Source organism: Streptomyces sp. GS7, from assembly GCF_009834125.1.
Taxonomy (GTDB): Bacteria; Actinomycetota; Actinomycetes; order Streptomycetales; family Streptomycetaceae; genus Streptomyces.
Map to the genome: position 1 here is coordinate 1,363,885 of NZ_CP047146.1, position 22,533 is coordinate 1,386,417.

At 71.5% G+C, this 22,533-nt stretch carries 19 protein-coding genes; 7 read left to right on the forward strand and 12 right to left on the reverse strand.

The window, feature by feature from the left end:
* Window positions 1–22: 22 nt before the first annotated feature.
* Window positions 23–793, reverse strand: coding sequence for a TetR/AcrR family transcriptional regulator (locus GR130_RS05735; protein WP_159503696.1), 771 nt, complete (start codon window positions 791–793; stop codon window positions 23–25).
* Between the two features lie 168 nt (window positions 794–961).
* Here GR130_RS05735 and GR130_RS05740 point away from each other — a divergent pair, with 168 nt between their 5' ends.
* Both GR130_RS05740 and GR130_RS05745 read left to right on the forward strand, forming a co-directional pair.
* On the forward strand, window positions 962–2,290 hold the full coding sequence (locus GR130_RS05740) for an FAD-dependent oxidoreductase (protein ID WP_443043751.1): 1,329 nt from the start codon (window positions 962–964) through the stop codon (window positions 2,288–2,290).
* Window positions 2,291–2,608: 318 nt separating this feature from the next.
* Window positions 2,609–3,712, forward strand: coding sequence for a hypothetical protein (locus tag GR130_RS05745; protein WP_236572823.1), 1,104 nt, complete (start codon window positions 2,609–2,611; stop codon window positions 3,710–3,712).
* Here the strand turns inward: GR130_RS05745 and GR130_RS05750 are convergent.
* From GR130_RS05750 to GR130_RS39670, 5 genes are all read right to left on the reverse strand, one after another.
* A complete protein-coding gene (locus GR130_RS05750; RefSeq protein WP_159503698.1) occupies window positions 3,691–4,614 on the reverse strand; it encodes a galactosyltransferase-related protein in 924 nt (307 codons plus the stop codon). The two genes, GR130_RS05745 and GR130_RS05750, sit on opposite strands and share 22 nt — an antisense overlap.
* Window positions 4,602–5,603, reverse strand: coding sequence for a phosphotransferase family protein (locus GR130_RS05755; protein WP_159503699.1), 1,002 nt, complete (start codon window positions 5,601–5,603; stop codon window positions 4,602–4,604). Before GR130_RS05755 ends, GR130_RS05750 begins: the two co-directional genes overlap by 13 nt.
* 129 nt (window positions 5,604–5,732) lie before the next feature.
* Complete coding sequence (locus tag GR130_RS05760; protein ID WP_159503700.1) at window positions 5,733–7,421, reverse strand: carbamoyltransferase C-terminal domain-containing protein; 1,689 nt, start codon at window positions 7,419–7,421, stop codon at window positions 5,733–5,735.
* A gap of 611 nt (window positions 7,422–8,032) precedes the next feature.
* Complete coding sequence (locus GR130_RS05765; protein ID WP_159503701.1) at window positions 8,033–8,443, reverse strand: hypothetical protein; 411 nt, start codon at window positions 8,441–8,443, stop codon at window positions 8,033–8,035.
* Between the two features lie 108 nt (window positions 8,444–8,551).
* Window positions 8,552–8,947, reverse strand: coding sequence for a cupredoxin domain-containing protein (locus GR130_RS39670; protein ID WP_236572824.1), 396 nt, complete (start codon window positions 8,945–8,947; stop codon window positions 8,552–8,554).
* Between the two features lie 459 nt (window positions 8,948–9,406).
* Here GR130_RS39670 and GR130_RS05775 point away from each other — a divergent pair, with 459 nt between their 5' ends.
* The gene (locus GR130_RS05775; RefSeq protein ID WP_159503702.1) at window positions 9,407–9,778 is read left to right on the forward strand and encodes a DUF3180 family protein; all 372 of its coding nucleotides are present in this window, start codon (window positions 9,407–9,409) and stop codon (window positions 9,776–9,778) included.
* 176 nt (window positions 9,779–9,954) lie between these two features.
* On the opposite strand, the gene GR130_RS05780 is transcribed toward GR130_RS05775, so the two are convergent.
* Together GR130_RS05780 and GR130_RS05785 are read right to left on the reverse strand one after the other, a co-directional pair.
* Window positions 9,955–11,262 (reverse strand): sensor histidine kinase, encoded by a 1,308-nt coding sequence (locus GR130_RS05780; RefSeq protein WP_159503703.1) that lies wholly within the window; start codon window positions 11,260–11,262, stop codon window positions 9,955–9,957.
* Complete coding sequence (locus tag GR130_RS05785) at window positions 11,259–11,933, reverse strand: response regulator transcription factor (protein WP_236572826.1); 675 nt, start codon at window positions 11,931–11,933, stop codon at window positions 11,259–11,261. Before GR130_RS05785 ends, GR130_RS05780 begins: the two co-directional genes overlap by 4 nt.
* Before the next feature lie 97 nt (window positions 11,934–12,030).
* Between GR130_RS05785 and GR130_RS05790 the strand changes: the two genes are divergently transcribed.
* From GR130_RS05790 to GR130_RS05800, 3 genes are all read left to right on the forward strand, one after another.
* A complete protein-coding gene (locus GR130_RS05790) occupies window positions 12,031–13,827 on the forward strand; it encodes an alpha/beta hydrolase (RefSeq protein ID WP_236572827.1) in 1,797 nt (598 codons plus the stop codon).
* Between the two features lie 121 nt (window positions 13,828–13,948).
* The gene (locus GR130_RS05795) at window positions 13,949–15,496 is read left to right on the forward strand and encodes a protein kinase domain-containing protein (protein ID WP_159503706.1); all 1,548 of its coding nucleotides are present in this window, start codon (window positions 13,949–13,951) and stop codon (window positions 15,494–15,496) included.
* Window positions 15,459–15,920: a DNA glycosylase AlkZ-like family protein gene (locus GR130_RS05800; protein ID WP_328707590.1), complete on the forward strand. Its 462-nt coding sequence runs from the start codon at window positions 15,459–15,461 to the stop codon at window positions 15,918–15,920. Before GR130_RS05795 ends, GR130_RS05800 begins: the two co-directional genes overlap by 38 nt.
* A gap of 649 nt (window positions 15,921–16,569) precedes the next feature.
* On the opposite strand, the gene GR130_RS41285 is transcribed toward GR130_RS05800, so the two are convergent.
* Together GR130_RS41285 and GR130_RS05805 are read right to left on the reverse strand one after the other, a co-directional pair.
* On the reverse strand, window positions 16,570–16,692 hold the full coding sequence (locus GR130_RS41285; RefSeq protein ID WP_268977862.1) for a hypothetical protein: 123 nt from the start codon (window positions 16,690–16,692) through the stop codon (window positions 16,570–16,572).
* A 336-nt stretch (window positions 16,693–17,028) separates the two neighbouring features.
* On the reverse strand, window positions 17,029–17,172 hold the full coding sequence (locus GR130_RS05805) for a hypothetical protein (protein ID WP_159503707.1): 144 nt from the start codon (window positions 17,170–17,172) through the stop codon (window positions 17,029–17,031).
* 386 nt (window positions 17,173–17,558) lie between these two features.
* Between GR130_RS05805 and GR130_RS41290 the strand changes: the two genes are divergently transcribed.
* Complete coding sequence (locus GR130_RS41290) at window positions 17,559–17,684, forward strand: hypothetical protein (RefSeq protein ID WP_268977863.1); 126 nt, start codon at window positions 17,559–17,561, stop codon at window positions 17,682–17,684.
* A gap of 230 nt (window positions 17,685–17,914) precedes the next feature.
* On the opposite strand, the gene GR130_RS05815 is transcribed toward GR130_RS41290, so the two are convergent.
* Together GR130_RS05815 and GR130_RS05820 are read right to left on the reverse strand one after the other, a co-directional pair.
* Complete coding sequence (locus GR130_RS05815; protein ID WP_159503709.1) at window positions 17,915–18,583, reverse strand: hypothetical protein; 669 nt, start codon at window positions 18,581–18,583, stop codon at window positions 17,915–17,917.
* 137 nt (window positions 18,584–18,720) lie between these two features.
* A complete protein-coding gene (locus tag GR130_RS05820) occupies window positions 18,721–22,530 on the reverse strand; it encodes a polymorphic toxin-type HINT domain-containing protein (protein ID WP_159503710.1) in 3,810 nt (1,269 codons plus the stop codon).
* Window positions 22,531–22,533: the final 3 nt, after the last annotated feature.

Below are 22,533 nucleotides of genomic sequence, written 5' to 3' on the forward strand. Positions count from 1 at the left end.
GCGGGATCGCGGCGGGCGCGCCCTACTCGGCCCCCGCCGCCCCGCCGCCCCGCGGCACGTACGCCGCCAGCCCGTCCAGGATCCGCTCCAGCCCGAACTCCCACGCCTGATCGCGGGATTCGCCGGCCGACGTGGCCGCCACGGCCGCCGCCACCGCCGGGAACCGCTCCGACCGCCCGACCAGCAACTCGTTCAGCGCCGCGCTCATCACGGCCTCCGGCTCCTTCGCCCGGGCGCTGCCCAGGCCCATCGAGGCCGACACCTGGGCGATGTTCCGGATGTGCCCGCTCACCAGCACCACGGCGTCCAGCTGCTCACTCCCGGTCAGCCCGCTCTCGGTGAGGGCGGTCAGCGCGGTCTCCGTCCAGCCCAGCTCGTGGGGCCCCATGACGCGCGGGCCGACGGCGGCGGTCAGCAGCCACGGGTGCCGGTGGAAGACCGCGGCGAGCGCCTTCGCCCACTCCCGCAGCGCCCCCCGCCAATCGCCGGCCGCGGCGGCCGCCGGCCGCGGCGGCTCCCCCATCGCCATGTCGATCATGAGCGCGACCAGCTCCGTCTTGCCCGGCACGTACCGGTACAGGGACATCTTGGTGAAGTCCAGCTCCGCCGCGACCCGTTGCATGGACACCGCGCCGAGCCCCCCGATGTCGGCCAGCGCGATGGCGGCCCGCGTGATCTGCTCCAGGCTCAACGCCGGCTTGGGGCCGCGGCTCGGCCGCTCCCGGCCGCCCCACAGCAGCTCGACGCTGCCCGCCTGCTCCCCGAACGCACTGCTCTTCTCGTCTCCAGCCACCCTCGAATCCTAAAACTGCGTCCGGGGGTATACATTTCTGTGTCCGGTGGATACAGTTGTCGTGTCGCCATGACGGACCGACCCGACGGGGGAGCACCAATGACGTACGAAGCAAGCACCGATGCAGCGACCACGACCGGCACGGCCGGCGGTGGGGCCGCGCCCACGGTGCTGATCTCCGGCGCCAGCGTCGCCGGCCCGGCCCTCGCCTACTGGCTCGCCCGGTACGGCTACCGCCCCACCGTGATCGAGCTGGCCCCCGCCCTCCGAGGCGGCGGCTTCGCGGTGGACTTCCGGGGCGCCGCACATCTGGCGGTGCTGGAGCGGATGGGCGTCCTCGGCAAGATCAAGCGGCACCGCACCGGCGGCAGCCCGATGGCCTTCATCGACGACCAGGGTCGCCAACTGGCCGCCATGCCGGGGGAGTTCGCCGGCGGCGAGGTGGAGATCCTCCGCTCCGCACTCTCCCGCATCCTCTACGCGCACTCCCGCCCCACCCGCGAAGCCGCCTCCGAGGCCCCCGGGGGCACCGGCACCCCCGGCACCACCGCCTACCTCTTCGGCAACTCCATCCGCTCCCTCACCGAAACCGCCGACGGTGTCCACGTCTCCTTCGAGCACGGCGCCCCCCGCACCTTCGACCTCGTCATCGGTGCCGACGGCCTGCACTCCGCCGTGCGCCGGCTCGCCTTCGGCCCCGAAGAGGAATTCGTCAGCCACCTCGGCTACTGCGTCGCCGGCTGGGACCTGCCCCCGGGTGCCGCCCCGGACCTCGCCGCCCGCCCGGTGGGTTACGGCGAACCGGGCCGGCTGGCGACCGTGGGCCGCCTGCCCCGCCGCGCCGACGAACCGGACTACCGAGGCGAGACCTTCTGCGTCTTCGCTTCCGACGGGCTGGGCTACGACCGGCGCGACCCGCGGTCCCAGAAGGAGGCGATCGTCCGGGCGTACGAGGGAGCGGGCTGGCGGACCCCGGAGCTGATCGAGACCGTCCGGGATGCCGACGACATCTACTTCGACGCCATCAGCCGCGTCGATGTGCCGAGTTGGTCGACCGGCCGGATAGCCCTCCTCGGTGACGCGGCCTACGGTGCCACGGTCGGCGGCATGGGCACCGGATCGGCGATCGTCGGCGCCTATGTCCTCGCCGGCGAACTGGCCGCGGCCAACGGTGACCACCGCACGGCCTTCGCCCGCTACGAGCAGAAGCTGCGACCGTATGTGACGCGATGTCAGGAAGGCGGCCGACGGGTCGGCGAATTCCTGGCCCCGCCCACCCAGGAGGCCATGGACGCCCGCAACGCCGCCCTCAACGACCCGGCCGCCCTCGCCGCCATGCTGGGACAGGGCCACGAGATCTCCGCCGACATCACGCTCGACGACTACGGCCACCCGTCGTCGACGCCCCCGCACCCGACCGCTCCCACCGACCTCACCAACACCAACCCCGCCAACCCCACCCGTCCGCGAACCGACCGGGGCCAGGCTCGCCCGTAGAGAATCAGCCGGACCGCCCCGACCCGAGCGCCTCAGCCGGCAGGTCCGCCCGGGGCCCCGGTGCCCGCCCGGGCGGCGGCCCCGGCCGGGCACCGGGAGGCCGTGGGCGCCCCCCAAGGGCGGGGCTGACCCGATTGCCCTCTGGTCGGGCCGTGCGGCGGACGTTAGCTTTCCCGTAGCCCAACTCGCTCTCCGGCCCCGCCTGTTCCTCTCGTCGCTTCCCGTGTTTCTGCTGGTGCACCCGTCGGCAAACAAAGGACGTCCAGACCTATGGCGACCATGCAAGTCAGTTCAGCCGTGCGTGTCAGTTCAGCGGTGATGACACACCCGCGGCGCAGGGAGCGCGCCGAGGGGCTGGCGCGCCGGCTCGGCCTCGACGCCGTCGTGGTGGACCCCTCGCCGGATGAGGCGCCCTCGGCGCTGCGTACGGCCGTGCGCGCGTGGCAGGCGGTCGGCCCCGGCGCCTCGCACCACCTGGTGATCCAGGACGACGTGAGCGCGTCGGAGGGACTGCTGTCCCAGGTGGTCCGTGCGGCGCAGAGGCACCCCACCGAGGCCCTCGCCTTCTACACGCACTGGAACTCGCGCAACGGCGCGGCGGTCCGGCTGGCCGCCCTGGCCGGGGCCGCCTGGGTCCGCGGGGTCCCGGAGGAGTTCACCCCCACGCAGGCGGTCTGCCTGCCCGCCGCACAGGCCGAGGCATTCCACCGGTACGCCCGCGGAAGCGCGGAGGTCCACGACGACGAGATCCTCTCCGAACTCCTGCGCAAGGAGGGGCGGATGGGCCTGATGGCGGTGCCCAACGTCGTGGAGCACCTTGACACCGACAGCATCTCCGGCCATGCGTGGCACGGTGTGCGGCGCTCGGCATGCCTGGTGGACGCGGCCGGGTCCGGGGACCTGCTCGGGGCGGGGCGCGTCCTGGACTCCGTGGACTGCCTGCCGTACCTGCGGCGCGGTGCGGCGCACCTGAGGGTGGAGGGGCCGGACGGCGCCCTCGGCATCCGCGGCCACTCCCTGTGGCGCGACGCCCTACCCGCCACCGGTCTCGACCCGGAACAGCTGCGGGAGCTGGTCCACGGCCACCGTCCGGCGGATGCCGCCGCGGCCGTGGCCCGGCACTTCGGCGCTCCGTACGCGGACGAACTGTGGATCCACTGCCTCCTGTTGGGGTGGCGTGCCGCCTGCCTGGCACCGCGGTTCGCCCCGCCCACCGGGCAGGATCCGCTCGGCGGGCTCGGCGAGCGCATCAGGGACACGGCGGTGTCCACCATCGGCGTGGGCGGCCTGCCGCCGGCCGACCGGCAGAGCGTCACGGCGGACCGGTCGCGGCTGCTGACGGAGTACGCCTGGACGGGGGTGCGGGCCGGCCGCACCCTGGCGGCGCCCGCACCGGCAGGTCACACCACCTCTCGGCCGTGATCCGGCGGGGCCGTCAGATCCTCCTCGATCATGGCGTCCGCGCCTGCCGCGGTCCGCCGGGCGTAGAGGGCGTCGTTCGCCCTCCACTCCGGCGACGGCGCCTCGCCGTACGACAGCGGGTGCTCGAAGTGGAGGCAGGCGAGGGAGGGGTCGGCGCGCCATCCGCGCACGACGCCGCCGCGCGCTTCGGCCTTCATGAGCAGATCGTCGTCCTCTCTGCCCCAGCCGAAGTACCGCGGGCAGTAGCCGCCCACCTGCAGGAAGGTGCGCCGGGCGAGCAGCAGCCCGCCCCAGTGGTAGGGCGCCCGCCACTGGTAGTCGTCGTGCATGCCCGGGTCCCGCCCGGCGGCCGGCGGGAAGACCATCGGGGTCGGGTACCGCCGCGTGCCGTAGGACCGCTCCTCCCAGACGATCCGTTCGCCGTCGCACGCCCGCAGCGACCCGTCGCAGCCGGCCGTCACGAAGCAGAACGGGTCCCTGCCGTCGGGCCGGTGGTCCACCGGCCCGTGCGGGCCCGGTTCCGGCAGGCCGCCCAGCAGCCGGTGCATCCACGGCTGGGCGAAGGCCCGGCCGGCCGCCGCCGGCCGCAGCGCCCGGCGCAGATAGTCGCGGCCCAGCGGAGCGATATCGGCGTCGGAGAGGTAGAGCATGGGCGAACGGGCCTGCTCGGCACCGGCGTTGCGCAGCAGCCCCGGCGCCCGGAGGGCTGTGTCGGCCCGCACCACGCGCACCCTGCGGTGCGCGTCGCGATCCTCGGCGACCGCGACGGGGATCTCGCCCGCGGTGGCCACGACGACCTCGCACGGCACGTCCTGGGCCAGCCAGGCCGCGGTGACCGCGAGAAGGCTGCCCCGGCCCTCGTGCGTCCCGTACAGCGGAATGACGACCGTCACGTCAGGCATGCGCGTTCTCCCTGGAATCGGAGCCGCGACCAGGTATCGAAGACCTTCCGGTAGCGGCCGAACTGCCACTGGACGACGCTGTGCAGGTTCTCCCCCGGCCGCGCTCCCCGCAGCAGCTCCCGGAGCAGCCGGATCTCGTTCGCCAGCATGAGGACGTAGACGGCCCGCTCGTCCACGGTGCGCCCGGTGCCGCGGCGGTAGGCGGCCACCGCGGACGCCAGCGCCGCGACGCCGTCGATGCCGTCGTCCTCGCGGTGCGAGAACGCGGACAGGCCGATGCATCCCAGGTCGTGTTCCACGGGCCCCACGGATGCGGCCTCCAGGTCCAGGACGGCGACCAGCTCCCGACTGGCCGGATCCACCCGGAGGTTCGGCAGTCCCGGATCGCCGTGCAGCAGCTGCCGCGGGGCCGCCCGCACGCCCGCCAGGCCGTCCGCGACGGCCCGCAGGCCGAGGGCCAGCCGGGCCCGGTCCGCCGCCGCCAGATCCGGCAGGTCCGCGGGCCGGGGGACGCCGCGGGCGACCTGCGCGGCGGCGAGGTCGACCGGACCCCGGGCCTGCACGGCGGTGCGCGGGCCCAGCCCGGCCAGGAAGCCGTGCAGCCTGGCCAGGCCCTCGCCGGCCCGCGGGTAGTCGGCCCGGTGGAATCCGGAGGGCGTCTCGCCGGGGAGTTCCTCCGTCAGCCGCCACACGTGGCCCCGCGCCTCCGCGCACAGACCACCCGACGATGTGGGAACGGCGACCGGCGCCCGGACCCCGGACACCGGGGCGCAGCCGTTGAGCCGCCCGAACAGTTCGGTCTCCCGCCGGAACGCGGCCCCCTCCGCCGCCGGGCGGCAGGTGAGCCAGAGGCCGTCGGCCCGCCAGGTGTGGTTCCAGCCCGTGGTCGCCGCGACCGGCGAGGCCCGCAGCCCCCACGCCCGGCGCAGCACCGCGGCCGCCACCGCCTCCCAGCGGCGCGACTCGGCGGCGCCCGGCACCAGCAGCATCGCCCGCCTCCCTACGCCTCGTCGACCCCGTTCCCGCATCGCACCGCCCACACCACCGCGCATGCCGTACGTACCAGCCGCGCACGGCGGCGGCCACCGGGGAGAGCCGGGTGGCCGCCGCCGGGCGCCTCAGGTGCGCCGCACCACGTACGGCGGCATCACCAGCAGGTCGACGTCCGCGCACCCGGCCATCAGGCCGAGGGCCTGGTCCGGGCCGAGGGCCATGGGCTCCCCCTTGGTGTTGAGCGAGGTGTTGATGACCGCCGGGAGCCCGGTCTCCTCGCCGACCGCGCCGAGCAGGGCGCCGAAGCCGTCGCCGGAGTCCGGGACGTACTGCGCCCGCGTCGTGTGGTCGACGTGGACGCCGGCCACCGCCCGGGCGACGCCCGCCTCGCCGACGCGGTGGGTGCAGAGCATGTAGTCGCTCAGACCGCTCACCGGCGGCTCCATGCCCAGCAGTTCGAAGCCCTGCCCGGTGAGCGACAGCGCGGCCGGGCGCCAGGGCTGACGGCTCTTCACACGGTTCAGCCGGTCGAGCGTGGCCCGGTCGCGGGGCGACGCGAGCAGGCTGCGGGCCCCCAGCGCCCGCGGGCCGAACTCGTTGCGGCCGTCGAACCAGGCCACCACCTGCCCGCGGTCGACGGCCCTGGCGACCTCCGCCCGCAGGGCCCCGGGCTCCCGCGCCTGCGCCGTCGCGCCGCTCCGGGCCAGCGCCTCCTCGATGGCCTTCGTGGACACCTCCGGCCCGAAGAAGATCGGCGGCTCCGCGTCGGCGGACAGCGGCTCGGGCGCCTTCCCCAGCAGGGCCTCGGCCAGCATCGCCGCGCCGAAGACCGTTCCGCCGTCGTTGGGGGCGACGGTGCCGGACACCCGCGCGTACCCGCTCTCGCGGGCCAGCCGGCGGTTCATATGCGCGTTGAGCGCGACGCCGCCGGACAGCAGGAGCGTTTCCTCACCGGACAGCCGGCGCAGCCTCCGGGCCAGGCCCAGGCCGAGTTCCTCGACCGTGAGCTGCACATCGGCGGCGAACGGCGCGTAGTCGAAGGCGTTCGCCGAGGAGTCCGTGTGCGGGAAGCAGTCCGCCTCGAAGGTCTCCAGCCACTGGTCTCCGAGGCGTTCCCAGTCGCGGGCCGTCGCCAGTGCGCCCTTCAGCCGGCGGTCGAGGCGGAACGAGGCGTCCGAGGGGTCGAACGTCATGAACTGCAGGTCGCTGGTGCGCCCGTAGGAGCTGAGCCCCATCAGCTTGCCCGCGCCCCACCAGCCGAGGTTGGCGTACGCCGACGCGGCCCCGTAGAACACGCCGAGCGACCAGCACCGGTCGTACCGCTCCAGCAGCCGGAACCGGCCGTCGTGCACATGGAACAGCGAGGTCGAGCCGTCTCCGCCCCACCCGTCGGCCACCAGGACGTCGGCCGTCCGGTACGGGTTGAGGTAGTACGCCTGCGCCGCGTGGCAGAGGTGGTGGTCGAAGAAGACGATGTCCCGCGTGCCGAGTTCACCGGCCAGACCGGGCAGGATGGTGTCCGTCAGCCGGTCGCTGACGTGCACCCCGCAGGGGATGTCGGTCTCCGGCGTCAGCGCCCCCTCCGGTGCGTCGGCCCATGCGTAGCCGATGGCCTGGACCTCCGAGGGGTGGACGCCGTGGGCATCGAGCAGGGCCCTGACCGCGCCCTCCGGACCCTCGCCCTCCGCATGCCGGCGGCGGCTGATCCTCTCCTGCTCCAGCGCCCCGACCACCTTGCCGTCGATGACGAGACATGCCGCGGCATCGTGGCACTGCGGCACGTCGGGGCGGCCCACCAAACCGAGAACTATCACGTACGCCTCCGGTCGTAACGAGGAAGACAGAGCGTGCCTATGACGGTTTTGCGCGTTCCCGGACGACGGCTGACGGAATTCCGGCTGACGGAATTCCGTACCAGGCGGCCCGCGCCGTCTCCGCCACCCACTTTTCCCAACCCACCGGCGGGAGCCGTCTGTTGAACATCCGCTCCGTGCGGGATTTCACGGCGAGTCCGCGTCCGCGAATGCGGTGGGATATCGCCCGGGCAGGTGGACGTGATTCCGTGCGAAAGCCGGACGGCCGGGGCCGGACACGAAAGGCGGCTGCCCCGGGAGAAGCGGTGACGCGGTATCCGCGGCCGGCGAGGGCGCCGCCGTGCCGGGCCGTCCCGCACGGCGCAGGGCCAACCCCCCGATTCCCTGCCTCAATTCACGGTAACTCGCCTTTCGTTCCAATGGGTCTCCCTGTGCCGGTGATCCAGTCGAACGACGTCCCGCCAAGCTACCCGTGGCCCTCAGCCGTAGTCCACGGGATCCGACACTGGCCAGATCCCGTGCCGCGATGGCCGGATCCCGAATTCCCGTACCCCGACTACGGATCGACGGGACGCGAACCCGCGAATCCCGTCACCTTTCCTCCCGTTCCCTCACGCCCGACGGCCGGGCGTGCGGTTACGGCTGACCCTGACGAAGCCGACCGCCGCGCACAGCGCCGCCACTGCCTCCGCCACGGCCGAAACCGTCTTCTTCGGATACCAGACAGGCTCATGCATATTGGGCAGCGGCCCCAGAGAGCCCACGTCCACATACCGGTACAGGAGCACCGCGCCGACCGCCGACGCCGCGACCAGGAAGGCGAACGCCCATACCCAGCGGTTTCTCCCGCTCGCCAGCACCAGGACGGCCGCCAGCGCCGCCGCGGCCGCCTGGGCGCGGAACAGCGTCCCCTCAGTGATACTGGCACCTACCGGGTCGTATGCCTCCGCCAGCGCGACATGCACGTAGGCGTCGACGGCCAGTCCAGCCGCCGTGAGCAGCCGTAGCAACCACATCTTCATCCCGTGGCGGCGTCGTCACCAGCAGCCAACACACCCTGTTCGCAGCGGGCCGGCCACCACGTCTCACCTCACTTCAGCTCAGTTCGCGTCGCTCCGCACCACTTCACTTCACTTCACTACGACCGTGCCGTGCATGAACGGGTGGATGTCGCAGCCGTAGCTGAACGTGCCGGCGGTCTTGAACGTGAAGGTGTAGGAATCGCCACCCCAGAGCGTCGGCGAATTCAGCCCGCCCGAGCCGGTCACCGTGTGCGGAGCCCGATCCTCGTTGGTCCAGGTCACCGTGGTGCCCTTGCTGACGGTCAAGGTCGACGGCGAGAACGCGAAGCCGGCGATCGCCACCTGGTTGGCCGCCGTCCGCGCGCCGGGAGCCGCGGGCGCCATCGCGACCGTCGCTGCCCCTCTGAAGTTCCCCTGCTCTGCGGAGTACCGGCCGAATCCGCCGTGTTCGCCACCGGGCCATGCGCCTGCCGAGGAGATGCCCGCCGCTGCGGCCGCGGCCACCAACGCGATCGTGACGCGGCGGAGACGAGTCCTCCCCGGGGAATCCGTAACTGATCTGCGTGTCATGGTGTCGACCCAATCCAACTCTGGTGCGGGTCTATGCGCGTCCCGCCGGGGATGCGGGTCGCGCATCCGGACATATCCGACGATACTCCGCACATCCTCGGGGCGTACAGCGGTTGTTGAGGCGTCGACGTGTGACAACTCACCCGGCAACGTCCGGATCGGGACGGTCCATCCGCGCAGACCTGTGACGACACCGCGACCAGGCCGTCTGACCCGGCCGCCCGCCTCCGGGCTTCCCGCAGCGCACTCACCGGCACACGGACGGTAGTGGAGGGCCGCCCAGGCGGCGCTCACCGTTCCCGGCATCCGACTGCCGTCAAGCCGTGGCGGAGAGGACCGTCCGGCTCCGCCAAGGCCGGCCTCGACGTCGCGGACGGCTCGATCTTTCTGTGGGTGTCCTGGTCCGACTTCCTCGACCCGAGCGGCGAATCAGCGGTGACCACGCTCGACGGGAACGTGCTGCGGGAGGTGCGCGGGTCCCCCGATCCCGGCGTTCCGCTGATGTGGGTGGGCTGGGTCGTGATGTGGGTGGGCTGGGTCGCCTGCCTGATCATCGCGTTCTTCTTCGTCCGGCGCGCCGTGGACGAGAGCCCGCGGCGCCCGCTCGACCCCGCACACGACGCGACCCTGCGGGCCCTGGCCGAGGCCCTCCCCGTCATCCTCGTCGCGGCGGCCCTGGTGGGCTGGGCGATCGGCATCCTCGGGGATCCGCGGTGGGGTATTACCAGCTCCTCTTCGCCTTCCCGGTCGCGCTGGTCGCCATGATCGGCACCGTCGCAGCCGGTGCCGCCCGGGCACGGCACCGCACCTGCCCGCCCCTGAACGCCACCGGCTGAAGACGAGGGTCTCGTCACGGTCGACATGCCCCGTGCTCCGTCCGGCCGGTGCGAGCGCCGCCGAGGTCGTGCCGATGACGGGCGATGAACATCGGGCGCGGGGCGCTACCCGCTGTGCGTGGGCAGCCGGAGGGTGAAGCGGGCGCCGCCGAGGGGGCTGCCGGTCGCGGTGAGCGTGCCGCCGTGGGCCTGGGCGACCCAGGCGGCGATGGACAGGCCGAGGCCGGTGGAGCCGGAGCCGCTGTGGAAGCGGTCGAAGAGCGAATCGGCCAGGTCGGGCGGTATTCCGGGGCCCGCGTCGTCGATGGTGAGGACGCCGGCGGACGAGACGCCGAGTGCGATCGCGGCGGGCCGGCCCGCCGCGTGCCCGTGCGTGAGCGCGTTGGCGAACAGGTTGGTGACGGCCCGGCGCAGCAGGTCCGGGTCGGCGTCGACGACGACCGGTTCGGTGTCGACGGTGATCCGGTGTCCGTCGGTGGGGGTCTCGTCGACGACGGCTTCGACGAGCTGGTCGAGGCGCAGTGGTTCGCGGGCGAGGGTGGCGACGCCGGCGGTGAGGCGGGCGCGGGTGAGCAGGCCGTCGATGAGGTCGCCCATGCGGGTGGCCAGGCGCACGGTGCGTTCCAGCGCGGCGGTGCGTGAGGTGTCGTCGCGCATGGCGGTTTCGGCGAGGAGGCGCAGCGACGTGGCGGGGGTGCGCAGGTCGTGGGCGGCGTCGGCGAGGAAGGCTTCCTGCTGCTGCAGTGCGTTCAGGGCGGGGCGGATGGCCCGGCCGGAGATCAGGTGGCCCGCGACGGCGGACAGGGAGAGCAGCACCGCGCAGCCGGCGGCGAGCAGGAGCGTCAGCTCGCGGTGGGACTTCTGGTCGTCGGCGGTGTCGGCGGCCGTGACGATCGCGCCGCCTGTGGTGTCCCCGTCGGGCCCGGTGAAGGGCACGGCCACGAGCCGGAGCGGGTGGCCGTTCTCGGCGTGTGCGTTCGTCACGGCCGTGTCGCCTCGCCGTACCGCGAGGGCGGCTATGGCGCGGACATCGGTCATCCGGGCCCGGACGCAGGGCCGGTGCGGTGTGTGGACGACCTTGAGGTCGCCGGCGTGCGCCGAGAACACGGTCAGTGGCGGGCAGTCGGTCTCCGTGAAGTCGAGCATGCCGCGGATGTCGAGGTGGCCGCCTTCGTCGTAGTCGAGCCCGGTCATGGCTTCGGCGGCCTGCAACTTCAGGTTGTTGTCGGTCTGGTGGCGGGTGGCGACGTCGTCGCTGTGGAGGGCGAAGGCCGCCAGGCCGATCAGGCCGACCGCGCTGGTGAGGGCGAACAGCGCGGTCAGCCGCCACCGCAGTCTGCGGGCCCGCCGCGCCGCGGGCGTGGTCGCGGCCCGGCGGGAAGCCGGCCGGGCCCGGAACGGAACGGCTTTCATCGCCCGGCCTCACCACGGGCCAGTCGGTAGCCGACACCGCGGACGGTGTGGATCAGCGGTGGGTCGCCGAGCTTGCGGCGCAGCTGGGAGACGACGACGTCGACGACGTTGGAGCTGGGTTCGGCCATCTCGTCCCAGCATTTCTCGATCAGTTCGGCGCGGGGCACCGCCTGGTCCGTACGGGTCGCCAGCACTTCCAGCAGCGCGAACTCCTTGCCGGTCAGCCAGAGCAGCACGCCGCCCCGGCGCACCTGTCGACGGGCGGTGTCGATCTCCAGGTCCGCGACGCGGTGCAGGGGCGGTCTGGCGCTCCCGGCCCGGCGGCACAGGCTGCGTACCCGGGCCACCAACTCGGGTGCGGCGAACGGCTTTACCAGGTAGTCGTCGCCCCCCGCGGCGAATCCCTCGACCCGGTCCGTGACGCGGTCGCGGGCCGTGAGGAACAGCACCGGCACGGTGCGACCGGTCCGGCGCAGGTTCTGCACGTAGTCGAGGGCGTCGCCGGAAGGGAGCATCCGGTCGAAGACGGCGCAGTCGTACGCGGTGACGAACAGCGCCTCGTCCGCGGCGGGCAGGTCCGCCGCCTCGTCGACGGCAAGACCGTCGCCGCGCAGGGCCGCGGCCACGGTGAACCGCAGGTCGTCGTTGTCCTCGATCACCAGTACGCGCACGGCGGCCAAGGGTAACCGCTCCCTCATCAAATCCTCATGGTGCCTTGGCGATGCTGCAGCGACGTATCAGGTGGCCGACGAGGGACGGAACGGAAAAGTGCAGCGATTTCCCTGGAGCAGCAGGAACCCGGGCAGGCGGGAGGGCCGGGCCGCGCCTGCGGACCGCCCCACGATCGCGTCGGCCGTGCGGTCCGTCGGCCGCACCCCCGACACCCCGGGTGCACGGGCACGCCGTACACCCCGGCGGCGCGGTGCCCTCGTCCTGGCCCTCACCGCGCTGGGCGCCGTCCAGCTCGTCGGCTGCTCCTCGGGCGGGTCGGGTGTGCGGGCGTCACACGCCACCGCAGAGCCTGCCGACCAGCCGGCGTTGCGCGCCTTCTACCAGCAGAAACTCACCTGGAGCCACTGCGGGAAGCTGCAGTGCGCCACGCTGACCGTCCCCATGGACTACGCGCACCCCCACAACGGGAGGACCTTCATCCTCCCCGTGATCAAGTCCGCCGCCACGGACCCGGGCCGACGGATCGGATCGCTGGTCTTCGACCCGGGCGGCCCGGGCGCCTCCGGAGTGGCCACACTGAAGTCGGACGGTGTGGCCTCCTTCGGCGCAGCCGCCAGGGCACGCTTCGACATCGTCGGATTCGACCCGCGCGGAGTCGCCGGCAGCAAACCCGCCCTGGACTGCACCGCCCCGGACGACGCGGAGGATCAGGCTCACACGACAGACCAGGCCGGGCAGAGCGAGTCCGGCACCGACGCACCGCAACCGCTGTATCCGCGCACCGACGCCGAGCGCCGGGCCGCGCTCGCGGACGCCGACCGCACCGCGGCGCAGTGCAGGGCGCGCAGCGACGAGATCCTGCCGCACATAGGCACCCTGGACGCGGCCCGCGACATGGACGTGCTGCGCGCCGCGCTCGGCGACGACCAACTCACCTACCTCGGCTGGTCCTACGGCACCTATCTGGGGACCGTCTACGCCGAGCAGTTCCCCCACCGCGTGCGCGCGCTGGTGCTCGACGGCGCCGTCGACCCCTCGCAGGGCTGGGCCCAGCAGGCCCTGAGCAGCGGCAGGGCCTTCCGCAAGGCGGTCGACGACTACGCCGACAAGTGCGCCCAGGTGGTGGGGGATTCCTGCCCCGCGGACACCCCGGACGGGGTCCGCACGCTCATAGCCGACCTGTTCGCGACAACAGCCCGCACCCCCCTGCCCGTCAAGGACGGCACCGAACGGGTCGACCAGACCACACTGCAGTCCGCCATCACCGCGTCGATGTACACGCCGGAAGCGCAGTGGCAGGACCTCTCCGAGGCCCTGAGCGCGGCCCGCGAGGGCGACGGCACCAAACTGGCCGCGATCGCGAACCACGGCGCGAGCCTCCAGGACGACGGCTCGGACACCTCGGGTGCCACGGACGCGCCGGGTGACGCAGCCGCCTCCGACGCCCCGGCCGACCACGGCGCAGCGGCCACTTCCCCACGTGACAACAGCACCGACATCCTGACCGCCGTCAACTGCGTCGACACACCGCACCCCAGGGACCCCCAGGCGTACTGGGACGTCCTCGACCGCGCCCACCGTGAGTCGGGTGTGTACGGCGCCTCCAACGTGCTCTCCGAACTCACCTGCCGGAACTGGCCGTCCGGCCCGCTCACGCCCCACCGGGTCAAGGCCGACGGCCTCCCGCCCGTCCTGGTCGTGGGCACCACCGGCGACGCCGCGACCCCGTACGACAACGCGCGGAGCCTCGCCGCACAGCTCCCGGGCGGCATGCTGCTCACCTACGAGGGCATGGGCCACACCGCCTACGGGCGCAGCAACAGGTGCGTCACCGACGCGGTGGACGGCTACCTCGTCGACCTCAAGCCCGTACGGCCGGGGGCGACCTGCTGACCGGACGCTCCACCGCACGCCCCTCCCTCGCCAGGCGGGGGAGGGCCCGTAGGCGATGCGGTTGGCAGGTACCGTTCACGGTGATCGTAAGCTTCGGCCACAGGGCGACAAGGAGGAGTCGGTGGGGCGGGACACCATGCTCGGAAGCCGCTATGAGCTCGTCGAGCGGCTCGGCCGCGGTGGTATGGGCACGGTCCACCGGGCGATGGACCACCGGCTGCGACGCACCGTCGCCGTCAAGCTGATGTCCCCGGAACTGGCCCACCATCCCGAATCGCGCGCCCGGTTCCAGCGCGAGGCGCACGCGGTGGCCGCCCTGAACCATCCGGCGGTCGCCACCATCCACGATGTCGGCGAGGAACCGGACGAGGAAGGGGAAGGCCCGCGGCCGTTCCTGGTGATGGAGTACGTGGCGGGCCGCACGCTCGCCGAGGTGCTGCGCACCGACCCGCTGTCGGTCGCACAGGCGATCACCGTGGCGTGCGAAGTGCTCGACGCCCTGGACCACAGCCACCAACACGGCATCGTGCACCGGGACATCAAACCGTCGAACATCATGCTCACCGGCCCCACGACGATAAAGGTGCTGGACTTCGGCATCGCCAAGGCCCTCGCCGAAGCCGCCACCCGTCTCACGGGCAGCGGGGTGGCCCCCGGCACGCCCGCCTACCTCTCCCCGGAGCAGATCAGCGGGGTGGAGATCGACCACCGGGCGGACCTGTACGCCATGGGCTGCCTGCTGTACGAACTCCTCACCGGGGCCCCGCCGTTCCAGGCGGATTCGCCGTTCGCCGTGATGCACCACCATCTGTTCACCGAGCCGGTGCCCCTCACCCGGCTCAGCCCGCAGATACCCCCCGCGGTGGCGGCGGTGGTCGCGCGGGCGCTGCGCAAGAACCCGGCGGAGCGCTTCGAGGATGCGGCGGCGATGCGTACGGCGCTGGCCGACGCGCTCGGCGCCGCATCGGCTCCGACGATGCGGGCGGACACGCTGCCGACTCCGACCCCGACCCCGGCCGCGGCGCACTCGCGCAGCACCACCGCCCTCCGCCGGCTCCGCGCCGCGCTCCGTCCCTCCACCGCGGGCGCGTTGGCACTGATCGGAAGCCTTCTGTCATTGCTGTGCGCCGGTGGCGACCTGGTCGGCACCGACCACTTCGGCGAAGTCGCCCTCGCGGCAGGGTTGTCGGGCCTGCTCGCCCTGCCGTTCTCGCCCCGGCTGTCCAGCGTTGTGGCCTGGGGCCCGGTGGCGGAGACCATCGCGGTCTACTCCGAACTGCGGCGCGCCGAAGACGGCTGGGACCGCACGTATGTGGGCGTCGCGGTGCTGCTCGCGGTGACCGCGGCCCTCTGCCTCGCCGGTGCCGCCCGCAAGCGCGACGCCAGTCCCTACGCCGTGATCGTCTTCTGGTTCAGCGCCACCGCGTCGATCTGGTACTTCCTCGACGACCTGCACAAGCTCTTCGTCTTCTACCTCCTCCTGGCCGTGGTGACCCTTGCGGCGGCGGCCCAGGAGGCCGCCGACCGGTACCGGCGGCGCACGGCGGACCGACGGGCAGCCGGCGAAGGCCGCCGCGCGCGGGTCGGCGAGGCGCCGCCCGGCCGGATCCGGCGACCGGCCTCCCACGGCGATCGCCAAGCGGCAGACAGCACGTCGATCCCCGCTTGATGCCGCACCTGCCGCAGAGTCGGACTCCGAGTCAGGCGGAGACGGCGGGAGCACGCAAGGCGGTTGTCCCTCAGCGGGTGACGCTCCCGCTCCCGCTCCCGGTCCCGCTGCCGCACTGCTGCCCGCGTTGGACCCGAGCCCCATGGGCTGGCGGGATCACGGCTTCTACCTCGGCCCCGACCACGTTCCCGCGCTTTTCGACCGGATGGGCAACATCGGGCCGACCGTGTGGTGGGACGGCCGGATCGTCGGCGGCTGGGCGCAGCGGAAGGACGGAACCCTGGCCTGGCGGCTGCTCGACGACCTCGGTCGGGAGGCCCGTACGGCCATCGCGGCCGAGGCGGAACGGATGACGGCCTTCCTCGGTGAGCGCCGCTTCACCCCCGCCTACCGCACCCCGTTGGAGCGCGAACTCGCCTCGTGAACCCGACCCCGCGGTGTCCGGACGGCCGTCAGCCGGACCCACCGAGCCCAACAGGATCAACGGGCCCAACAGGCTCAACGGTTCCCTCCCCCTTCCCTCCTCCTTCCCTCCCCCTTGCTCTGAGGGAGCCGGCAGTCGGCCTCCCGGACGACGCCGTACATGTCGCGGACGGCACCGTGGGCGGTGCCCCGGAACCGGTTCTCACCGAGGCCACGAAACGGCCTCCGACCAGCAAAAAGACCCTCCCAGGGGGAGGGTCTGGCCTGGCGCCCCCAACCAGCCACAATACGAAAACCGAAGTACTCGTCGAGGCCGCGTCACTGAGCCTGCTCCCGGCGTACGCGAAGGTCTGCCGGGACGGGTACCGGGGAGAAACGGGCCGACCGGCACGGCGCAGCGGGTGACCGCCGGCGCCCGTGCTCCTCCTTGGGGGCGTGGGCGCTCGTGTGCTGCGTTGGCTCATGAGGTTTCGAGTCCCTGGCGGAAGCCACAAACACGGGCTGGTCGTGCCGCGCCCCGGTGATCTGCCCTGAGTGTTGCAGACCCTGCTTGCCTCGGTTCGCCGGGACCGTCTGGCGAACCAGTGGCACAGTCACGCGGCGTCCGTCCCCAACGGCCATTACGAGATCCGCTGGGGACGGCTCCAGTCTCAGAGGAACGTCTTGTCCCAGTCGTCTGCGACCAGCGCCCGGACCGCGTTGTCGAAGCCGTTGGCGACCCGCTGGAATCCGGCGTCACAGGCGCGGTAGACGTCGCTGTTGTCGGCCAGCACAACGGCCTCCTGCGTATCGGTGGCCGTTCCGACGAGCAGGACGGGACGGCCGATGCGCTTGCCGAAAGACGCTCACACTCCTGGGTAGTGAATGTGCCGAGTCCATAGGCTCCTCCACCGAGGTGGTGAAGAACCTCTCACCGAAGCGATAGGACCAGGTCACGGTGAACTCGCCATAGGTTTCCAGGAATTCCCGGACACCAGCGGTGAATTCGAAGCCTTCCTCTTCGTACCGTCGACGCGCCTCCGCACATCCAGCGGGTGGATCTCAAAAACGCGCCCTGCCGGCCAGAGAGTTCCGCAGCTCTTCGAGTTCCCGACGTTCGGTCTCCCCGCTCATCCCGTGAGCGCCTCTCCTCCGAATCCAGGCACCCACGTCTGGCAGTTGGCGCACATCTTGAACCACTTGCCCTTGGGGTTGACGGTCACCAGGTCGATGTTCTTGGGATCCGCGCCGTCCTGGATCGCTGTGGTGAACATCCGCGGTTCGCCGCACACTCCGGCCGGTCGGATGCTGCGATTCGGCGGGCATCGCGTCGGTCACGGTTTTTTCGTGGCCGGTCTCCGGGCCGCTTTCGCCGTGGTAGGTCTTACCGGTTTTGCGGTCTCGTCCAACAGAGTACGCGCCAGGGGCTTGCTCGCCTTCCTTGAGAGGGCTGGTGACGTCTTTGGTGCCTTGCTTGCCGAAGGGCCATCAGCTCCTTCCTGAGATCGGTGCTGTCGTCCGGCATGAGGCCGAGGGGGTCGCACCAGGTGTGCGGGTTGTGGACGTCGGCGTTGGGGTTCGGCGCGGGACTGAGACCCAGCGGGTCGGGGGTGGTCAGGGAGGTATGGCGGTCGGCCTGGTCGTAGGTCCAGGTGCTGGTGTGACCGCTGGGGGTGGTGCGGCCGGTACGGCGGCCGAGGGCATTCCCGCGCTGGCGGGACTGCCGCAGGCGGCCTCTGTGCTCTACGCCGAGCGGGAGCGGCCGGGCGCTGGTGCGCCTGCCTGAGAAGACCGACGGGGCACGGCCCTGGCAAGGGGTTGGCGGCATGCGGAAGGCCCGCGGTGCGTCACGAGGCACCGCGGGCCTGGGCGGCTTGGCCGTGACGGGACGAGCCTGCGCGGCCGCCAGGACGAATGGTAGAAAGATTCATCTGCTTGCCGCCGTCGAGCACAGCACCGGCCTGGTTCTGGCCCGACCCGCAAGATGGGCAAGACCACCATCGGTATCTGATCCGGTCACGTACCGTCGATACGTGCGGTCGGGGCGACTCTGAGCGCTTCGACGCGGTCGCTGCGGACGAGGCGTTCGGCGAGCTCTTCTGAGCACGCCACATACGTGGAGGTTAGATCCCAGTCGCAGGCGACGACCCAAGTGCGGTCCTCGGGCCACCAGTGCTCCGGCCCGCCGTAGTCTTCGCCGGTGTGTGCTCTTACCGCCTCCAGGCCGGTGAGCGAGGACTTCCAAACAATGGGCTCTTCGTCCTGGAGGCTTCTGGCAAGCTCATAGCTGAAGAAAACCGCTTGGCCCGGTGCCGTGGCATCCGACAGAATCTCCACAAGCCCCTGGCGGGTATCCGCATCAGCTTCAGCCCCAGTGGTCTCCCACTGCTCCCCGATGGGCGGATTCAGCACCTCCTGCCCCAGCGGGCCATCAGTCAGTTCGCCGTGATATCGGGCACCGGCGGCCTCCGCCATCTCCTGCCACGTCCTGCGCAGTCCAGGTACTTCCTCCAGCCACCAAGAGTGGAAGACACGTACGTACGCCGGGAAGCCCTCAGGAACAACTTCGGTGACGACATGCTGCCGTACGTCGGTGGACGGCGTCAGCCGCTCGTGCAGCCAGGCCAGTTCCTGCGTGGGGTCCGGTTCAGCCGCGAACTCATCCGTCATTTCCGTATTATCCATGCTCTCTATCATCCCGGATGATTCTCCGCGCAATGCTCGGGTCAGGCCCAGAAGAGGCCCGACAGTATGCAGACGCCCCGCCGGAGGATTTCCGGCGGGGCATCCAAGGGGGCTTACCGAAGTGCGGTCAGACCTCGCTACTTCTTGGGAAGGTGCACTTTGGGGTTCTTCTTCCCCTTGTTGTTCCCGTACGCGACGATGTCGATCGTCTCTCCGCCAGACGTCGACTTCGGCCGCCACGAGATGATGGTCTTGTCCTCGAGCAGGTAGCTCTCACGGCCTCCGATGTCCGGAATCCGTTCGCCGTCCTTGGCCCACCGATCAAAGGCGGCGCGCATCTCTTCAGGGGTTTCTATCTCCCTGACGTGCTTCTGCTTCTTGCTCCGAGGCAGGTCGTTGAACTCGGACGCCCACTTGCAGCCGGAGTTGTGGACCAGAACCGCAGAATCCCCGGCCATCGTGTAGAAGGTGTGGATGCCGTTGACGGTGAGGTTGTAGACCTTCTGAGGTGCGGTCCACGCCCTGGTCGCCGTGACCTTTACCCAGGTGCCGGACGAGGTGCGGAGCATCGAGCCCGGCTTGAGCTCACCAGCGGCGACCCAGCTCTGCTGGTCCGCCAGCCAGAAGGGGTGGCCCTCGGTCGCAGTGATCTTGCCGCCGCCGGTGTTCACAGTCAGCTCGACCAGGCGCTTGGTGCCGTTGCCGACGATGACGTCGTCAACGGGCCGCGCTTCGGTCCTCCCCGTTGTGGGGTCGGTGGACAGGACCCTGTCGCCGACCTTGATGTCCTTGATCTGCTTGGTGGTCCGATCCGCCATCACCACCGGCGTTTCGGGGGTGAAGCTGTTCACCGGGCACGGCGGGGCCCACTTGCGGCCACTGCTGAAGAGCTTCTTGAAGAAGCCCAGGATCTTCTTGCCGCCCTTTGCGGTCTTGCCCGCGTTGACGACACCGGCCCCAGGCGCGATTCCCGCGCAGGACATCGCGGCGTCGACGTACTGCTTCTCCGCGCCGTACCAGCCGCAGTTGGCCCCATTGGCCGCGTTGCTGACGACCGGGATGTTGGTGCTGCCGAGGCCGTCGAGGAGCAGGTGACCGCCGTCCTTGGCGAACTGCCCCCAGTCGATCTTGCCCTCTTGCGCGAGGAACTCCTCGCGCAGGCGATCGAGCTGGTCCAGTTCGTCCTGCTCCTTCCGCTCCTCCTCGTCTCCGAGCCTCTTGCGCTCTTCCTCGGCCTCCTTCATCCGCTTCTCGATGGCGACGGCCATGGCCTCACCGGCCGCCTTGTCCGCCGCGGCGGCATCCTTGCCCGCTGCTTCGGCCGAGGCGCGGGCCGCGTTGGCAGCCGCCCATGCCTCGTCGGCGGAGTTGCGGGCTGCGGCAGCGGAGTGCTCGGCCCTGGTAGCGGAGACCTCCGCGTCAAGGGCGGCACGGTCGGCGTCGGCCGCAGCGGCACGGGCCTTGCGCGCAGACTCGGCAGCCTGCTTGGCGGACGCCTCGGCCCGCTCGGCGGACTTACGGGCGTCGGCAGCGTACTGCTCGGCGCGGTCGGCCGACTCCTTGGCCTGGCGCTTGTACTCGTTCGCCTTGTCGGCGGCGTTACGAGCGCGCTCGTAGTGCTCGTAAGCCTTGTGCGCGTTCTCCTGTGCGGTCGCCGCGACCCCGGCGGCCTGAGCGATCAGGCGCTCGATCTGTGCGGCGTGGGTGGCGGCGAGATTGTCCTTGCGGGCCGCCATGTACTGTCCGGTATGGAGGAAGTCGTGCAGCAGGTGCGGCGGACCCTCCAGCGCAATCTGTGCCGCGGCCTTGACCTCCGGACCACCACTGCTTACCAGCCGTAGCGCGGCAATCCGTTCATCAGCCGCCCGGGCCTTGTACTGGCCCTCGTTGAGGAATTCCAGCAGTCTCTCGGGAGAACCGTCGTCCAGAGCCGCCTTGGCGGCCTCCTGAACCTGCTTTCCACCCGAGCTGTGCAAACGCAGTGCCTTGATCCGGTACTCACCGTTCGCGGCCTTGTGCTGACCGTTGGTCAGGAACTCGCGGATCGTCTTGGCGTCACCCTTGAGCGCTTTCTCGGCTGCCTGCCGGACACCGGCGTTCAGACCCTCATCCGCCAGGCGCTCGACACGCTCACGCTCGTCCTGCTGAGCCGCCCGCTTCCAGCCTGACCTGACGTAGTCCCGAATCACCTCGTCCGAACCCGCCAGCGCGGCCTCAGCAGCGGCCTCGCCCCACGGAGCACCGGTCCGCATCGCCAACAGCGCGACCTTGCGCCCCTGAGCCGCCACCTGCTTCACATCAGCATCGGACTTGGCTGCCTCGGCGGCCAGGCGGGACGCTTCCGCGTCGAGCTCCTTGGCCTCCTTGACCGCGCCGGCCTGGTCGGCTTTGCGCTGGTCGTCCTCGGCCTTGAGGTCCTTGGCCTGCTCGATCGCTTCGGCAGTGCGGGTCTTGAGATCCTCCTCCTCGCTCTTGCGTGCCAGTTCGTGTGTCTTGCGCGCCTGGTTTACGGCGTTGGTTGCCTCAATTGCCGCTTCGTTGGCGGCCTTGGCGTGAGCTGCGGCCTTGTCGGCCTGCTTGTTCGACTCACCCGCATGCTTGGCCGCATCTTCGGCCGCGTCGGCCGCCTTGTTGGCATGCCGCGCAGCCGAGTTGGCCGCATCGCGGGCCGCGGACGCCTCGTTCGCGGCCTGACGCGCAAGCCCCGAGGAGACCCGGGCTGCCCGGTTGGCCTCGGCGGCATGTCGCTTGGCCTGATTGGCAGCGGCCCGGGCCTCAGCCGAGTCCGCACCGGCTGCGTCAGCGAAGCCGCTCGCCTCGCTCGCAGCCGTGGCCGCTGCGTCCGCGTTCGCGCCGGCACCGGCCGCCGCGTCGGCCGCCCGACCTGCCTCCGTTGCCGCAGTGCGCGCGTGATCGGCAGCCTCGGCAGCCTTCTCCGCGCCCTTCGCTGCGTCGCGGGCCCGCTGGGCCGCCTGCCGCGCAGCCGATGCCTGGGAAGCATCAGACGCTGCAGCGGCAGCGGCATTCTGCGCCCGGGCAGCCGCATTCGCCGCACCAGCCGCCGCAGCAGCCGCCCGGGAGGCGGCGTTGGCGGCGACCCGAGCCGAGGCATTGGCAGAGCGGGCCGCGCTGATCGCCTGCTGCGCCGCACGTGCCGCGCCCTTGGCCGCCTGGGCGGCACGGTTGGCGGCGGCGGCCGCCTTCAGCGAGTCCTTACGCGTCGCTTCCGTCTCCCGCTTGGCCTCCTCCGCGGCCTCCTTGGCCAGCTTCGAAGCCGTCACCGCACGGTCCGACGCCTCCTTGGCCGCCTCGGTCTCGCGCTTCGCCCGGTCGCCGGCCTCCTTGGCCTGCTGCGCCAGCTGCTCAACGGTGGTGCGCTCCTGATCCCGGCTCTGCGCAACGTCCTGGCCGACATCCAGGAATTCCTTGATGTCCGCGGCGGATCCGCCCAGAGCGACCTTGGCTGCCTCCTTCGTCGCCGGGCCGCCCTCGTTCAGCAGGCGCAGAACCTGAACCCGATTGTCCGCCTGTTCGGCGGAGTGCCGGGTCTTGTGCAGAAACTTGCGTACGTCGTCTGGAGAGCCGTTCAGCGCGGCCTTACCGGCCTGCTGGACGTATCGGTCGCCACTGCCGATGATTTGGAGAGCCTGAGTCCGCTGGTCCGCCTCAAGCGGCTTTTCCCAGCCGTCCTTCAGGAAGTTCGCCAAATCCTCTGGGGACCCGGACAGTGCCTTTGTGGCTGCACCGCGAACATTGACGCCTCCCAGGGAGACCATCCGCAACGCGTCGATACGGTTGTCCTGGGCCTCAGCGCGTACCTGCTCGTTCTCCAGGAAACGCTTCACATCCGCGTCAGTGCCCAACAAGGCTGCTTCCGCAGCCGCCTTGACGCCCGCCCCGCCGTCTTTCCAGAACCGTACGACGCGACCACGGTCAGTCACCGGCACAGG

Coding starts and splice junctions, on each gene's coding strand:
- GR130_RS05765 (WP_159503701.1), bottom strand. CDS start 8,443: ATGAAGATGTGGTTGCTACGGCTGCTCACGGCGGCTGGACTGGCCGTC.
- GR130_RS05750 (WP_159503698.1), bottom strand. CDS start 4,614: ATGCCTGACGTGACGGTCGTCATTCCGCTGTACGGGACGCACGAGGGC.
- GR130_RS05805 (WP_159503707.1), bottom strand. CDS start 17,172: ATGTTCACCACAGCGATCCAGGACGGCGCGGATCCCAAGAACATCGAC.
- GR130_RS05745 (WP_236572823.1), top strand. CDS start 2,609: ATGACACACCCGCGGCGCAGGGAGCGCGCCGAGGGGCTGGCGCGCCGG.
- GR130_RS05815 (WP_159503709.1), bottom strand. CDS start 18,583: ATGGATAATACGGAAATGACGGATGAGTTCGCGGCTGAACCGGACCCC.
- GR130_RS05755 (WP_159503699.1), bottom strand. CDS start 5,603: ATGCTGCTGGTGCCGGGCGCCGCCGAGTCGCGCCGCTGGGAGGCGGTG.
- GR130_RS05780 (WP_159503703.1), bottom strand. CDS start 11,262: ATGAAAGCCGTTCCGTTCCGGGCCCGGCCGGCTTCCCGCCGGGCCGCG.